13 protein-coding genes are annotated in these 14,255 nt (G+C 72.0%); 7 read left to right on the top strand and 6 right to left on the bottom strand.

Features of this window, described 5'->3' with window-relative positions:
• The first annotated feature begins 16 nt into the window (after window positions 1-16).
• From ACZ53K_RS03990 to tyrS, 3 genes are all read left to right on the top strand, one after another.
• Window positions 17-1,549: a TldD/PmbA family protein gene (locus ACZ53K_RS03990; protein WP_468831798.1), complete on the top strand. Its 1,533-nt coding sequence runs from the start codon at window positions 17-19 to the stop codon at window positions 1,547-1,549.
• Window positions 1,546-2,949: a metallopeptidase TldD-related protein gene (locus tag ACZ53K_RS03985; RefSeq protein WP_468831795.1), complete on the top strand. Its 1,404-nt coding sequence runs from the start codon at window positions 1,546-1,548 to the stop codon at window positions 2,947-2,949. The genes ACZ53K_RS03990 and ACZ53K_RS03985 overlap by 4 nt, the downstream gene beginning before the upstream one ends.
• Window positions 2,950-3,054: 105 nt before the next feature.
• On the top strand, window positions 3,055-4,458 hold the full coding sequence (gene tyrS, locus ACZ53K_RS03980) for a tyrosine--tRNA ligase (protein WP_468831792.1): 1,404 nt from the start codon (window positions 3,055-3,057) through the stop codon (window positions 4,456-4,458).
• A gap of 92 nt (window positions 4,459-4,550) precedes the next feature.
• Here the strand turns inward: tyrS and ACZ53K_RS03975 are convergent, their stop codons facing one another.
• Window positions 4,551-4,829: a GlsB/YeaQ/YmgE family stress response membrane protein gene (locus tag ACZ53K_RS03975; RefSeq protein WP_031010408.1), complete on the bottom strand. Its 279-nt coding sequence runs from the start codon at window positions 4,827-4,829 to the stop codon at window positions 4,551-4,553.
• A gap of 218 nt (window positions 4,830-5,047) precedes the next feature.
• On the opposite strand from ACZ53K_RS03975, the gene ACZ53K_RS03970 reads away from it, so the two are divergent.
• Window positions 5,048-5,422 (top strand): DUF3099 domain-containing protein, encoded by a 375-nt coding sequence (locus tag ACZ53K_RS03970; RefSeq protein ID WP_468831788.1) that lies wholly within the window; start codon window positions 5,048-5,050, stop codon window positions 5,420-5,422.
• A 264-nt stretch (window positions 5,423-5,686) separates the two neighbouring features.
• The gene (locus tag ACZ53K_RS03965; RefSeq protein WP_468831917.1) at window positions 5,687-5,968 is read left to right on the top strand and encodes a hypothetical protein; all 282 of its coding nucleotides are present in this window, start codon (window positions 5,687-5,689) and stop codon (window positions 5,966-5,968) included.
• A 235-nt stretch (window positions 5,969-6,203) separates the two neighbouring features.
• Here the strand turns inward: ACZ53K_RS03965 and moaA are convergent, their stop codons facing one another.
• The 3 genes from moaA to ACZ53K_RS03950 form a co-directional block, all read right to left on the bottom strand.
• Window positions 6,204-7,196 carry a GTP 3',8-cyclase MoaA gene (gene moaA / locus ACZ53K_RS03960; RefSeq protein ID WP_468831785.1) on the bottom strand — a complete coding sequence of 331 codons (993 nt, stop codon included), beginning with the start codon at window positions 7,194-7,196 and terminating at the stop codon, window positions 6,204-6,206.
• 195 nt (window positions 7,197-7,391) lie between these two features.
• The gene (locus ACZ53K_RS03955) at window positions 7,392-9,056 is read right to left on the bottom strand and encodes a solute symporter family protein (RefSeq protein WP_468831783.1); all 1,665 of its coding nucleotides are present in this window, start codon (window positions 9,054-9,056) and stop codon (window positions 7,392-7,394) included.
• Window positions 9,053-9,400 carry a DUF485 domain-containing protein gene (locus ACZ53K_RS03950; protein WP_468831780.1) on the bottom strand — a complete coding sequence of 116 codons (348 nt, stop codon included), beginning with the start codon at window positions 9,398-9,400 and terminating at the stop codon, window positions 9,053-9,055. Before ACZ53K_RS03950 ends, ACZ53K_RS03955 begins: the two co-directional genes overlap by 4 nt.
• Before the next feature lie 182 nt (window positions 9,401-9,582).
• Between ACZ53K_RS03950 and ACZ53K_RS03945 the strand changes: the two genes are divergently transcribed.
• Entirely contained in the window at window positions 9,583-9,768 is a 186-nt protein-coding gene (locus tag ACZ53K_RS03945; protein WP_468831777.1) for a hypothetical protein, read from the top strand.
• Between the two features lie 234 nt (window positions 9,769-10,002).
• Window positions 10,003-11,526: a S8 family peptidase gene (locus tag ACZ53K_RS03940; RefSeq protein ID WP_468831774.1), complete on the top strand. Its 1,524-nt coding sequence runs from the start codon at window positions 10,003-10,005 to the stop codon at window positions 11,524-11,526.
• A gap of 70 nt (window positions 11,527-11,596) precedes the next feature.
• On the opposite strand, the gene ACZ53K_RS03935 is transcribed toward ACZ53K_RS03940, so the two are convergent.
• Together ACZ53K_RS03935 and ACZ53K_RS03930 are read right to left on the bottom strand one after the other, a co-directional pair.
• On the bottom strand, window positions 11,597-13,144 hold the full coding sequence (locus tag ACZ53K_RS03935; RefSeq protein WP_468831771.1) for a TIGR03086 family metal-binding protein: 1,548 nt from the start codon (window positions 13,142-13,144) through the stop codon (window positions 11,597-11,599).
• A gap of 59 nt (window positions 13,145-13,203) precedes the next feature.
• Window positions 13,204-14,250, bottom strand: a complete 1,047-nt coding sequence (locus ACZ53K_RS03930) for a zinc-dependent alcohol dehydrogenase family protein (protein ID WP_468831768.1) — start codon at window positions 14,248-14,250, stop codon at window positions 13,204-13,206.
• Window positions 14,251-14,255: the final 5 nt, after the last annotated feature.

The following is a 14,255-nucleotide window of genomic DNA, read 5'->3' as shown; positions in this document are numbered from 1 at the left end:
ACCACGGGAGGACGCCTTGCCTGTCACACCTCGTTCGATCGACGAGACCTTCCTCGCGCTGCCACTGCACGCACTGGCCGACGCCGCGCTGGCGCGGGCCCGCGCGCTCGGCGCCGACCACGCGGACTTCCGCCTGGAACGGGTGCGCAGCGCGTCCTGGCGGTTGCGGGACGCCAGGCCGTCGGAAGCGTCCGACACCACGGACCTGGGCTACGCGGTACGCGTGGTGCACAACGGCGCCTGGGGTTTCGCGTCCGGCGTGGACCTGACGATGGACGCCGCGGCGCGGGTGGCCGGGCAGGCGGTGGCGATGGCGAAGCTGTCGGCCAAGGTCATCGAGGCGGCGGGCGCCACCGAACGGGTCGAGCTGGCGGACGAGCCCGCGTATCCGGACCGCACATGGATCTCCTCGTACGAGATCAACCCGTTCGACGTACCGGACGCGGACAAGACCGGCCTGCTGGCCGAGTGGAGCGCCCGGCTGCTGGCCGCGCCGGGCGTGGCACACACGGACGCCTCCCTGGTGACCGTCCAGGAGAACAAGTTCTACGCGGACACCGCCGGCACCGGCACCACCCAGCAGCGGATCCGGCTGCACCCGGAGCTGACGGCCGTCGCGGTGGACCCGGCGACCGGCGAGTTCGACTCGATGCGCACCCTGGCACCGCCGGTGGGCCGCGGCTGGGAATACCTGACCGGCGGCCACTACGACTGGCACGCCGAACTGGACCGCATCCCCTCCCACCTCGCCGAGAAACTGCGCGCCCCAGGCGTCGAACCCGGCCGCTACGACCTGGTCGTGGACCCGTCCAACCTGTGGCTAACCATCCACGAGTCCATCGGCCACGCCACCGAACTGGACCGCGCCCTGGGCTACGAAGCAGCCTACGCGGGCACCTCCTTCGCCACCTTCGACCAGCTCGGAAAGCTGGCGTACGGCTCCGAAGTGATGAACGTGACCGGCGACCGCACCGCCGAACACGGCCTGGCCACCATCGGCTACGACGACGAGGGCGTCGCCGCCCAGTCCTGGGACCTGATCAAAAACGGCACCCTGGTCGGCTACCAACTCGACCGCCGCATCGCCAAACTCACCGGCACCGACCGCTCCAACGGCTGCGCATACGCCGACTCCCCCGCCCACGTCCCCGTCCAGCGCATGGCGAACGTCTCCCTGCAACCCGCACCACGGGGGCCGTCCACACGGGATCTGATCTCCGGGGTGGAGCACGGCATTTATGTGGTCGGGGACCGGTCTTGGTCGATCGATATGCAGAGGTACAACTTCCAGTTCACCGGCCAGCGCTTCTACCGCATCGAACACGGGCAACTCGCCGGACAGCTCCGCGACGTCGCCTACCAAGCCACCACCACCGACTTCTGGGGCTCGATGGCCGCGGTCGGCGGGCCCGGTGCCTATGTGCTGGGTGGTGCCTTCAACTGCGGGAAGGCGCAGCCGGGACAGATTGCCGCGGTTTCGCATGGTTGTCCGTCGGCTCTGTTCACCGGCGTCAGTATTTTGAACACGGCACGGGAGGCGGGCCGATGAGGAGTCGTACGCCGCGTGGGAACGCGCCGCACGAGATTGTCGAGCGGGTCCTGGAGCTGTCCCGGGCCGATGGCTGTGTGGTCATCGCCGAGGAGCGGTCCAGTGCCAATCTGCGGTGGGCGGGCAATGCGCTGACCACCAACGGGGTCACCCGGGGGCGGTCGGTGACCGTTGTTGCCACCGTTGATGGTGCGCAGGGCACTGCTTCGGGTGTGGTGTCGCGGTCCGCGGTGACCGCCGCCGACCTGGAGCCGCTGGTTCGGGAGGCGGAGGCGGCCGCGCGGGCGGCCGGGCCCGCCGAGGATGCCGCGCCGCTGGTGTCCGGGGGCGCGCCGTCGCCGCACTTCACCGACGCCCCGGCCGAGACGTCGTCCGCGGTCTTCGACGCCTTCGCGCCGGCGCTGGGCGAGTCGTTCAAGCGGGCCGGGGACGGTGGCCGTGAGCTGTACGGGTTTGCGTTCCACGAGGTCGTGTCGTCGTATCTCGGCTCGTCCACGGGGGTGCGGCTGCGGCACGACCAGCCCACCGGGACGCTGGAGCTGAACGCCAAGTCGCCGGACCGCACCCGGTCCGCCTGGGCGGGGCGCTCCACCCGGGACTTCCGGGACGCGGACCCCCTGGCCATGGACGCGGAGCTGGCCACCCGGCTCGGCTGGGCCGCGCGGCGGATCGAGCTGCCCGCCGGGCGGTACGAGACGCTGCTGCCGCCGACCGCCGTCGCCGACCTGCTCGTGTACCAGCAGTGGTCCGCGACGGCCCGGGACGCCGTGGAGGGCCGTACGGTCTTCTCGCGGCCCGGCGGTGACACCCGCATCGGGGCGAAGGTCGCGGAGCTGCCGCTGACGCTGCGCAGCGACCCGGACGCCCCGGGACTGGAGTGCGCGCCATTCGTGCTGGCCCACTCCTCCGGCGACGACGCCTCCGTCTTCGACAACGGGCTCCCCCTGGAGCCGACCGACTGGGTGCGCGACGGTGAGCTGCGGCGGCTGGTGACCACCCGGCACAGTGCCGGGCTGACCGGGCTGCCGGTGGCGCCGGGCGTGGACAACCTGCTCCTGGAGGGCGGCGGTACCCGGTCGCTGGAGGAGATGGTGGCGGGCACCGAGCGGGGGCTGCTGCTGACCTGCCTGTGGTACATCCGCGAGGTGGACCCGTCGACGCTGCTGCTCACCGGGCTGACCCGGGACGGTGTCTATCTGGTCGAGAACGGCGAGGTGGCCGGTGAGGTGAACAACTTCCGCTTCAACGAGTCGCCGGTGGATCTGCTGGGACGGGCGGTGGAAGCGGGCCGTACGGAGCGCACGCTGCCCCGGGAGTGGAGCGACTACTTCACCCGTGCGGCGATGCCGGCGCTGCGGGTGCCGGACTTCAACATGAGTTCGGTCAGTCCGGGCGTGTGAGCCGCCGCCGGGTTTCCGGCGGGCGTCCGCCGGAGGCCCGCCACCGGCTCTAATAGACTCTTCCCTCGTCCTCCCGTACGGGAACACCGACCGATCAGGAACGCCATGACACGCCTCGGCGAATCCGTCGCCCGCGCCAGCTCGCTGCTCTCCGCAGACCTCTCCGCCGACGCCACCGTCGCGGAGCTGCTCAAGGAGACGGGCGAGCGGCGCTATCTCGACCTGACGGACCTGCCCGCCAAGGAGCAGGCCGAGCTGATCGCCTCCCGTACCGTCGAGGTGCTGCCGGGCACGGACCAGCTCGCCGCGCGGATCGAGGAGCGCCGCGCCGCGGGCAAGGGCCTGCACATCAAGCTGGGCATCGACCCGACGGCCACCGACGTCCACCTCGGGCACGCCGTACCGCTGATCATCCTGAGCCGGTTCCAGCGGCTCGGGCACGACGTGACGCTGATCATCGGTGACTTCACCGCCAAGATCGGCGACCCGTCCGGCCGTACCGCCGAGCGCCCGCCGCTGACCGACGAGGACATCGCCGCCAACCTGGCCAGCTACCGCGACCAGGTCCGGCCGTTCTTCGACTTCGAGAAGGTCAGCTTCCGGCAGAACAGCGAGTGGCTGGCTCCGTACACCTTCCCGGAGCTGCTGGGCCTGCTCTCCCAGGTGCCGGTCTCGCAGTTGCTCCAGCGCGAGGACTTCAGGAACCGCCTCGCCGCGGGCTCCGGTCTGACGATGACGGAGCTGCTGTACCCCATCGCGCAGGGCCTGGACTCGGTGGCGCTGGAGTGCGACGTGGAGCTGGGCGGCGCCGACCAGCTGCTCAACCTCCAGATGGGCCGCAAGCTCATGGAGCTGCGCGGGCAGCGGCCGCAGCTGGTCGTGACCATGCCGCTGATCGAGGGCACCGACGGCACCGGCGCGAAGATGTCCAAGTCCAAGGGCAACTACGTCGGGCTGAGCGCCCCCGCCGACGACGTCTTCGGCAAGATCATGTCGGTGCCGGACCGGCTGATGGAGCCGTACCTGAAGGCGTGGACGGAGTGGACGGACGAGGAGATCGCCGTCGCGCTCGGGCGGGTCGCGGACAAGACCCTGCACCCGATGGATCTGAAGAAGATCCTGGCGGGCGAGGTCGTGACGGCGCTGTACGGCCTGGAGGCGGCGATGACCGCGCGCGCCGGGTTCGTGGCGCAGTTCTCCAAGAGGTCCTTCGCCGACGTCGGCACGCTGCCGGTGGTGGACGTCGCCGAGCACGGCGCGGAAACCGTGGCCACGGTCCTGACCAAGGTCCTGGAGTTCACGCCGAGCGCCTCGGCGGCCCGGCGGCTGGCCAAGCAGAACGCGCTCCGCCTGGTCGTGGAGGCCGAGGAGGGCCAGCAGACGCTGGTGCTCGCCGAGGCCGAGGCGATCCGGCCGCTGGGTGAGGTGCTGGCCGAGAAGCTGGCCGGTGTGCCGGGTACGGCGTACCTGAAGGCCGGGCGCAAGCTGGCACAGCTCGAAGGGCGCTAGGCAGGCAGCAGACGGGGGCGGGCCCCTTACGGCTACGGCTACGGCCGGTGCGCATCCTGTGCGCACCGGCCGTTCCGCGTTTCCGGGGCCGGTCAGGTCGTTTCTCTGCCGTGGCCCCGGATGGCCGTCCAGAGCCGGTCGCCGATGGCGACGACCACGACCGCGCCGACCAGCTGCAGCAGATGCCGCGTCCAGTCGACGCCCTTGGTGTCGTTCACCCCGATGCCGGTGGCCAGCCAGTTGCCCAGGACGCTGCCCAGCATGCCGAAGACCACGGTCAGCCACAGGGGGATCTGCTGCTTGCCGGGAAGGATCGCCTTCGCGATCAGGCCCAGGACCAGGCCCACGATGATTGCCCACAACCAAGTCATGTCGCCTCCTAATGCGGCGCGCGCACGTGATCGTGCCCAGCCAGTTTCGCCCCGGACGGGCTACGCCGCACGCCGGAGCGGGCCGTACGCGGAACGGCGGTACGGACCCGGCCCCGGCGTATCGCGCCCCGGTCTCGAAGGCTGCGCAGGCGCGGCGTAACGTGGGATCGGTGCGGAACCGGGGAGAATCCGGCACGACAAGCAGGTGGTGGAACGTGATGCGGAAGCAGACCGGCGCCCAGCCCATCCGGATCACGGGAGCGCGGCAGGGGCTGACCGAGGATGTGCGGGGCCGGCAGCGGCGCTATGTGATCTCGATGTCGGTGCGGACGGTGGCCGTCGTGCTCACCGCCGTGCTCTGGAACATCGAGCGTCACGTGGCCATCGCCACCCTGGCACTGGGCATCGTCCTGCCGTACGTGGCGGTCGTCATCGCCAACGCCGGACGGGAGAACGTACGTTCACTGCCGTCCACTTTCATACCGGCGCCCACACGGCCGATGCTGGGCCCCGGGGGCACCGCCGGCCCGGCGGAACCGGTCCCGGAAGCGGCCGGGCCGGAAGCGGACGGGCCGCGGACCGAGCGGAGTTGAGCCGGCCGCGGTCCGCAAAGCTCAAGAAAAGCTCAGATCAATCATGCGGTTCCGGTGCACCGGGCCCACTCCCGCGTGACATACTGCGTACGCGCTCCGCATCCCCCGTCGGAGCGACGGACCGACGCCGGGCGGCTCCCCCCGTGGCTGCCCGGCGTCGCCATGTCCGCACCGGGGCGACGTAGGGTTGAGGCCGTGAACTCCCCTGACGCCCCGCAGCCCGGCACCTCCGGCGACGCCGCCCCACCACCGCTTTTTCCCGGCCTGCCGGGCTTTCCCGGCCGTCCCGGCCCGGCTGGCGGAGCACCGGACAGCGCGGCCGAAACCCCGGTCTGCTCGGCCAAGGGCTGCCGCACCGACGCGGTGTGGGTGCTGGCCTGGAACAACCCGAAGCTGCACACGCCGGAGCGCCGCAAGACCTGGCTCGCGTGCGACGAGCACCGCGAACACCTGTCCAACTTCCTTGAGTTGCGCGGCTTTCTGAAGGACGTCGTCACGCTGGAGGAGTGGAAGAAGGCCGCCACCGACCGCCCGGCCGACGACTGACCGCCGAGCGAGCGCCGCTGCCGCCATTGGTCCGGCCTCTGGCGGGGCGCCATCGACCGGGTCTGGTCCGTAGGGAGTGCGCCGCGTCCAGGACTGGCCGCTACCAAGGCGCGCCGCGTCGCCGCGTCCGGGTCATGCCGCGTCCAACGCATGCCGCTTCTAGGGCGCGCCGGACTCCGGCGTACGGAATCGGTCCGGCCCGGGGACCCGGCCGGCCCGGTCCACCGCCCCCCCGCTAGCCGCCGATCGCCGACATCGGACGCTCGGGCTGGAGGAACGACGGGTCGTCCAGGCCCGACCCGGCCTTCTTGCCCCACATCGCCTGCTTCCATATGCGGGCGATCTCCGCGTCCGGGACGTCCGCCGAGCGCAACGCGGCGCGCAGGTCCGTCTCCTCGGTGGCGAACAGGCACGTACGGACCTGGCCGTCGGCGGTCAGCCGCGTACGGTCACAGGCGCGGCAGAACGGGCGGGTGACGGAGGCGATGACGCCGACCCGGTGCGGGCCGCCGTCCACGACCCAGCGCTCCGCGGGCGCCGAGCCGCGCTCCTCCTGGCCCTCGGGGGTCAGCGTGAAGCGAGTGCGCAGCGAGGTGAGGATGTCACCAGCAGTGATCATGCCGTCGCGCTTCCAGCCGTGCTGGGCGTCGAGCGGCATCTGCTCGATGAACCGCAGTTCGTACGCGTTGGCGATCGCCCAGGCCAGCAGGTCGGGGGCCTCGTCGTCGTTGAGGCCGGGCATCAGGACGCTGTTGACCTTGACCGGGGTGAGGCCCGCGGCGCGGGCCGCTTCCAGGCCGCGCAGGACGTCCTCGTGGCGCTTGCGGCGGGTCATGGTGCGGAAGACGTCCGGGCGCAGCGTGTCGAGGGAGACGTTGACGCGGTCCAGGCCGGCGTCGCGCAGGGCGGCGGCCGTACGCTCCAGGCCGATGCCGTTGGTGGTCAGCGACATCTGCGGGCGGCGCTCCAGGGCGGCCACCCGCTCGACGATGCCGACCAGGCCGGGGCGCAGCAGCGGCTCGCCGCCCGTGAAGCGGACCTCTTCGATGCCCAGGTCGGTGACGGCGATTCGGATGAGGCGGACGATCTCGTCGTCGGTGAGCAGATCCGGTTTGGCGAGCCACTGCAGGCCCTCCTCCGGCATGCAGTACGTGCACCGCAGGTTGCACCGGTCGGTCAGCGAGACGCGCAGGTCGGTGGCCACGCGACCGTAAGTGTCGATGAGCACTGCTGTCCCCTGCCCCGAGTCCGATCAGTTCACTTTCGAGCCTACGCGATGGGTCTGACAGCGGGCACGGGTGGGAAATCACGAGGCGGGCGGGGTGGCGTCGTAGATCTCTACGACGCCACCCCGCCCGCCGGTGGTGCGGAAGGCCGGAGCGGCGCGGACGGCGGGGGCGCACCGGATCGGCGCTTCCCCGATTCAGTGCGCTCCGGTGCCGGTCAGCGAGCGCACCTCCAGTTCGGCGTACTTCTTCACGTCCGGCTCCTCCTTGGACAGCAGCGAGCCCAGCCAGCCCAGCAGGAAGCCCAGCGGGATGGAGATCAGGCCCGGGTTCTCCAGCGGGAAGAAGTGGAAGTCCACGCCGGGGAACATCGAGGTCGGCTTGCCGGAGACGACCGGTGAGAAGAGCACGAGCAGGACGGAGGAGGCCAGGCCGCCGTAGATGGACCACAGTGCGCCCTGGGTGGTGAACCGTTTCCAGAACAGGCTGTAGAGGATCGTCGGCAGGTTGGCGGAGGCCGCTACGGCGAAGGCGAGGGCCACCAGGCCGGCGACGTTCAGGCCGCGGGCGAAGACGCCCAGGACGATGGCGACGGCGCCGATGCCGACGGTGGCCCAGCGTGCCGCCGCCACCTCTTCCTTCTCGGTCGCCTGTCCCTTGCGGATGACGTTGACGTACAGGTCGTGCGCGAAGGACGAGGACGAGGCGAGGGTGAGCCCGGCGACGACCGCGAGGATGGTCGCGAAGGCCACCGCGGAGATCACCGCGAGCAGGATCGCGCCGCCGGTGGAGTCGGCGCCGCCGCCGATCTCCTGGGCGAGCAGCGGGGCGGCCGTGTTGCCCGCCTTGTTGGACGCGATGATCGTCTCGGGCTTGATCAGGGCGGCGGCGCCGAAGCCCAGCGCGATGGTCATCAGGTAGAAGACGCCGATGATGCCGATCGCCCAGTTCACGGACTTCCGGGCGGCCTTGGCCGTGGGCACGGTGTAGAAGCGGATGAGGATGTGCGGCAGGCCGGCCGTGCCCAGGACCAGCGCGATGCCCAGCGAGATGAAGTCGATCTTCGAGGTGGCGGTCACGCCGTACTTCAGGCCCGGCTCCAGGAAGGCGGCGCCCTTGCCGCTCTCCTCGGCCGCCCGGCCCAGCAGCGTGGAGATGTTGAAGTTGAATTTGAGCATCACCAGGAACGTGATGAGCAGGGTGCCCGCGATCAGCAGGACGGCCTTGACCATCTGGACCCAGGTGGTCCCCTTCATGCCGCCGATGGACACGTAGAGGATCATCACGATGCCGACCAGGACGACGACGAGGATCTTGCCGGCCTCGCTGGTGATGCCGAGCAGCAGCGTGACCAGGGCGCCGGCGCCCGCCATCTGGGCGAGCAGGTAGAAGATCGAGACGATGATGGTGGAGACGCCGGCGGCGGTGCGTACCGGGCGCTGGCGCATCCGGTACGCGAGCACGTCGCCCATCGTGAACCGGCCGGAGTTGCGCAGCGGTTCGGCCACCAGCAGCAGTGCCACGAGCCAGGCGACGAGGAAGCCGATGGAGTACAGGAAGCCGTCGTAGCCGAAGAGGGCGATGGCGCCGGCGATGCCCAGGAAGGACGCGGCGGACATGTAGTCGCCGGAGATCGCCAGGCCGTTCTGGAAGCCGCTGAACTGGCGGCCGCCCGCGTAGAAGTCCTCGGCGCCCTTGGTCTGCCGGCCGGCCCAGACGGTGATGCCCAGGGTCGCGGCGACGAAGACCGCGAACAGCGTGATGATCAGTGTCCGGTGCTCACCGGCGCCGCCCGCGGCGAGGTGGACGGCGCCGTCGGCGAGCCGTCCCGTGCCGGTGGTGAATCGTTCGGCCGGGCTCATGCGTCACTCTCCACGCGGGACTTGATCGCTTCGGCCTTGGGGTCCAGCTTGGCGGCGGCGTGGCGGGCGTACCACCAGGCGATGAGGAAGGTGGTCACGAACTGTGCGATGCCGAGCACGAAGGCCACGTTGACGTTGCCGAACACCTTGGTGCCCATGAAGCCGCCCGCGTAACTGGAGAGCAGCACGTACAGCAGGTACCAGAGGATGAAGGCGACGGTGAGCGGGAAGGCGAACGCTCGGTGGGTGCGGCGCAGTTCGCCGAACTCCGGGCTCGCCTGGACCGCGGTGAAGTCCGGTGGCCGGTGCGGCCCCGGGTCGGTGGGCGGTGGTGCGGTGCTCACAGCATCTCCTGGTGGCGTAGGGGCGGACGACGGAGCCCGGCGATAAAGGGTGCGTAAGTGATCCGGATCACGCATCGTAGAGGGGCGGCATTCGAAGCGACAGAGGTTGGTTGGTTGAATTCCGCAGGAAGCACGGGTGCCGGCCGCCACCGCGGCCGGGCCCGTTCGTTGGGCAGAGCGTGATGTCCACACCGCACACCGAGCCCTCGGGGCCGGGCCGCCGGCCGTACGGAGCCGTGTGGCTGCCCGCCCCCGTCGCGGCGGCCCCGGCCCCGCGGCGGCCCGTACGGGCGGCGCCGGGGCGCTGGTACGGCCACCGGCCGGCGCTGCCCCCGCTGAGCCTGGCGGCACTGCGGCGCCAGGCCTGAGGCCGGGTCCGGGTCCGGCACGGGCCCGTGACCCGTTCGTGACATCTGTTCCTGACGGGACGTCAATCCGCGGCTTGTGGCAGGTTTTCTCCCTGATCCATTGATGTTCCGTGGTCGACACGGATAACTTCACGGGGACTTGCCGCGCGTGGGGGCCATTCCCCCGGACGGCGGTATGCACCTGCCCGTGCGCAATCCGCGCACGGGCGGTTTCACGGATGATGTGGAGTACCCATGGCGCATCCCCGATCCAGACGGGTGCGGGCGCTTGCCGTGCCGCTCGGTCTGGCTCTGACGGCATCCCTCGGCTTCCTGCCGGCCGCGGCCACCGCCGCGTCCCAGGACGCGGCCCCGGCGGCCGCCGTCACCGCTGACGGACCGCAGCTCTCGTACGTCGTGAACGCCACGCCGGGCCACGCCTCGGTCGGCAAGGTCACGAAGGCGATCAAGGCGGCCGGCGGCAAGGTGGTCGTCGCCCACGAGAAGATAGGCGTGATCGTCGTCCACTCGGCGAACCCGCTCTTCGCGGCCACCATACGCAAGGCGCCGGGCGTGCAGTCCGCCGGCGCCACCCGTACGACACCGCTGAAGGCGTCCGCCACCACGGACGTCGGCAAGCCCCAGAAGGTCGAGCGGCTCACCGCCGACAAGGCGGCCAAGTCGGCCCGCGTGGCCAACGCCGCGGGCGACGACAAGGAGCCGCTGGAGCCCCTCCAGTGGGACATCCCCGCCATCAAGGCCGACAAGGCCGCGAAGGTCGACGAGGGCAGCAAGAAGGTCACCGTCGCGGTCATCGACACGGGTGTGGACGACACCCACCCGGACCTGAAGGCCAACTTCGCCCCCAAGCAGTCCGCGAACTGCGTCGGCGGCGTGGCCGACACCTCGCCGGGCGCCTGGCGCCCGTACGACCCGGCCGAGGACTACCACGGCACGCACGTCGCGGGCACCATCGCCGCCGCGCGCAACGGTGTCGGCGTGGCCGGTGTGGCGCCGGGCGTGAAGCTCTCCGCCATCAAGGTCAGCGAGCCCACGACGAGCCTGTTCTACGCCGAGAGCGTGGTGTGCGCCTTCGTCTTCGCGGCCGACCACGGCGCCAAGGTGACGAACAACAGCTACTACGTCGACCCGTGGATGTTCAACTGCAAGGACGACCTGGACCAGGGCGCCATCGTGGACGCCGTCGGCCGGGCCGCCAAGTACGCCGAGGGCAAGGGCGTGGTGAACGTCGCCGCGGCCGGCAACTCCAGCATGGACCTGGCGGCGGCGCAGCTGACCGACACCTCCAGCCCGAACGACTCCACGCCGGTCTCGCGCACCATCGACCCGAAGAAGTGCTGGGACGTGCCGACCCAGCTGCCGGGCACCGTCACGGTCGCCTCGACGGGCGTGAAGAACCTGAAGTCGTACTTCTCGAACTACGGCAACGGTGTGATCGACGTGGCGGCGCCGGGCGGCGACTCCCGCCAGGTCCCGGAGCTGCCCGCCAAGAACGGCGGCATCCTGTCCACCATGCCCGGTGGTGACTACGGCTACCTCCAGGGCACCTCGATGGCCAGCCCGCACGTCGCCGGTGTCGTGGCCCTGCTGAAGAGCACCCACCCGAAGTCCAGCCCGCAGGAGATCCAGTGGCTCCTGAAGATGCAGGCTGACAACCCGGGCTGCCCGACCGCCGACAAGACGTGCACCGGTACCCAGCACGTCAACGGCCACTACGGTTACGGCATCGTGGACGCGCTGGACGCGGTCCAGGACTGACGCGACCGACGGACCGGTGACGGTCCGCGGCAGGGGCCGGGCGGGGTGACCGCCCGGCCCCCGTGCCGTTTCAGCGGCCCAGGTAGGCGGCGAGCCGGTCCGCGCCGCCCGCTCCTTCCGGCGCGGGCCGTTCCGGGACGAACGACCCGCCCTCCGTACGCGGCGCCGCCCCGTAGATGCCGCGGGCCGCTGCCAGCACCTCGTCGGCGACCTCGGGCGCCAGGTCGCTCGGCGCGCCGAGTGCGCGGGCCAGGTCCCAGCCGTGCGCGAGGAGTTCGACCGCGGCCTGCTGTGCGAACAGCGCGCCGGGCGCCTCGTACGGGCCGTAGGTGCGCTCCGGCATCCCGCTGCCGGTGAAGGCGGCGAGCAGTCCGTCCACCGATGCCCGGAAGGCGGCGGCGTGGTCGTCGCCCAGGTGGCCGGCGTCCGGATCGGTGCGCGGCGCGTCCCGGGCGATCGAGGTGATCATGAGGTTTTCCCACGTCATGTGGTCGATCAGCTGCCGTACGGTCCAGTCGGCGCACGGTGTGGGCCGCTCCAGCGCCTCCCCCGGTACGGCGTCGACCAGCGCGGCCACGTGCGCGGCCACCCGCTCGTACACGTACAGCGCGCGCTGGGCGTCCGGCGCGGGCGGCAGGACGAGCCCCGGGCCGGGCTCGGGGTGGGCGCGCAGCGCGGCGGCGGTCCAGGCGCCCGCCGCGCCCCAACGCGGGGGCTGCGGGCGGCCGGTGGCGGCGCACATCAGCTGCCAGTACCGCTCGATGTGCGGCTCGGCGGCGGCTTCCAGCTGCTCCAGCAGCCCGCGGCGCGCGCGGGCGTCGTCCCGCTCGGGCGGTTCGGCCGTGTCCGCCTGGGTCGGCAGCCAGGCGGCGATCAGCTCGGCCACGACGGGCTCCGCCGCCGGGGAGCCGGCGGCGACACCGGCCGCGAGGGCCGCCTCGCCGCGCTCGCGCATCAGGTGGGCGACGCGCGCCGCGTCCTCGGCGGCCGTCGCGGACGGTACGGCGGGGGTGGTGCGGGCGCTGTACTCGGCCAGCCGTCGCAGCGCGGCCCGCACCTCGGGGCGCTGGACGTGTTCGGCCAGGTCGAGCCAGGCGCCGAGCTGTCCGGGTGCCGGGTCCTCGGGCAGGTCGGGGGCGGCAGCCAGCAGGCCGGCGCGGTAGGCGGGGGCGTCCACGCCGTCGAGAGCGTCGGCGACGAACTCCTCGATGATGCGGCGCCGTTCGGCGGCGGTCAGGCGGGCCAGTCGGTGCACGTCCGGTAGCTCCTCGGCTGCGGTCCCCCGCGCGGCCACCGCCCGCAGCACGGCGCGCCGCAGCCGCAGGGCGCGGATCTGCGCGTCCAGCGCGTCCGCCCAGTGCCGGGCGGCGTCGGCGACGGTGCGTTCGCTGCGCAGTACGGCGCGGATCTCCGCGGTCCCGATGCCGAGTTCGCGCAGGGTGCGCACGATCTCCAGCCGGGCGGGGGCGTCCGGGCCGTACAGGCGGTAGCCCGCGGGGGTGCGGGCGGCGGGCGGCAGCAGGCCCTCGTCGGACCAGCGCCGGACCGTCTTCACCGTGACTCCGGTGAGCCGGGCCAGCGCGCCGATCGTCAGCAGGCCGCCGCCGCCCTCGTTCATGCCGTCCACTGTCGGGTCTCCCCCGGAGGGAGACTCAAGCCCGCGGCCGTTTTCCCTGGTCAGGGCTTGATCAGCACCTTCAGGGCGGTGCGTTCGTCCATGGCACGGTACCCGTCGGGCACGCCGTCGAGGTCCACGGCCAGGTCGAAGACCGGCGACGGGTCGACGGTGCCGTCCAGGACGTCGGGCAGCAGCTCGGGGATGTACGTACGGACGGGGGCGACGCCGCCGCGTACCGTGATGTTGTTCTGGAACAGCGTGCCCATGTCCAGGCCGGTGCCGCTGCCGTGCGGGACGCCGACCCAGCCGATGGCTCCGCCGGGGCGGGTGATGCCGACGGCGGTGGCCATGGACTGCTCGGTGCCGACCGCCTCGATGACGGCATGCGCACCCCGGCCGCCGGTCAGCTCGCGCACCGCCGCCACGGCCGCGTCGCCGCGCTCGGCGACCACGTCGGTGGCACCGAAGGTGCGGGCGAGGTCGGTACGGGCGGTGTGCCGGCCGAGTGCGATGATCCGCTCGGCGCCCAGCCGCCTGGCGGCGAGTACCCCGCACAGGCCGACCGCGCCGTCACCGACGACCGCGACCGTCGCGCCGGGCCGCACGCCCGCGCCGACCGCCGCGTGGTGGCCGGTGCCGAGCACGTCGGAGAGCGAGAGCAGTGCGGTGAGCAGCCGGTCGTCACCGGCCGCGGCGGCGGGCAGCTTGACCAGGGTGCCGTCGGCGTACGGGACGCGGACCGCCTCGGCCTGGCCGCCGTCCGAGCCGGGGGTGCCGCCCCAGAAGCCGCCGTGTTCGCAGGAGGTCGTCAGGCCCTCGGCGCAGAACTCGCAGCCGCCGTCGGACCAGGTGAAGGGGGCGACGACGAGGTCGCCGGGGCGGAAGCCGGACACGGCCGGGCCGGTCTCCTCGACCGTGCCGAGGAATTCGTGGCCGATCCGCTGTCCGCACTCGCGGTGGGTCTCGCCGCGGTAGGCCCACAGGTCGCTGCCGCAGATGCAGGCCCGCAGCACCCGCACCACCGCGTCCCCCGGTTCCCGGACCGCGGCGTCCGGTACCTCTTCGACGCGGATGTCGCGGGGTGCGTGGATGGTGGTGGCGCGCATACGTA

The sequence above is a fragment of the Streptomyces sp. NPDC033221 genome, from assembly GCF_055577005.1.
Note: the sequence above shows the minus strand (reverse complement) of the source record. Positions and strands in the feature narration are given on the sequence as shown.

What these genes read in the sequence shown, in the direction of transcription:
- ACZ53K_RS03985 (WP_468831795.1), top strand. Translation starts at nt 1,546, where the DNA reads ATGAGGAGTCGTACGCCGCGTGGGAACGCGCCGCACGAGATTGTCGAG.
- tyrS (WP_468831792.1), top strand. Translation starts at nt 3,055, where the DNA reads ATGACACGCCTCGGCGAATCCGTCGCCCGCGCCAGCTCGCTGCTCTCC.
- ACZ53K_RS03975 (WP_031010408.1), bottom strand. Translation starts at nt 4,829, where the DNA reads ATGACTTGGTTGTGGGCAATCATCGTGGGCCTGGTCCTGGGCCTGATC.
- ACZ53K_RS03970 (WP_468831788.1), top strand. Translation starts at nt 5,048, where the DNA reads ATGCGGAAGCAGACCGGCGCCCAGCCCATCCGGATCACGGGAGCGCGG.
- ACZ53K_RS03955 (WP_468831783.1), bottom strand. Translation starts at nt 9,056, where the DNA reads ATGAGCCCGGCCGAACGATTCACCACCGGCACGGGACGGCTCGCCGAC.
- ACZ53K_RS03945 (WP_468831777.1), top strand. Translation starts at nt 9,583, where the DNA reads ATGTCCACACCGCACACCGAGCCCTCGGGGCCGGGCCGCCGGCCGTAC.
- ACZ53K_RS03940 (WP_468831774.1), top strand. Translation starts at nt 10,003, where the DNA reads ATGGCGCATCCCCGATCCAGACGGGTGCGGGCGCTTGCCGTGCCGCTC.
- ACZ53K_RS03935 (WP_468831771.1), bottom strand. Translation starts at nt 13,144, where the DNA reads ATGAACGAGGGCGGCGGCGGCCTGCTGACGATCGGCGCGCTGGCCCGG.
- ACZ53K_RS03930 (WP_468831768.1), bottom strand. Translation starts at nt 14,250, where the DNA reads ATGCGCGCCACCACCATCCACGCACCCCGCGACATCCGCGTCGAAGAG.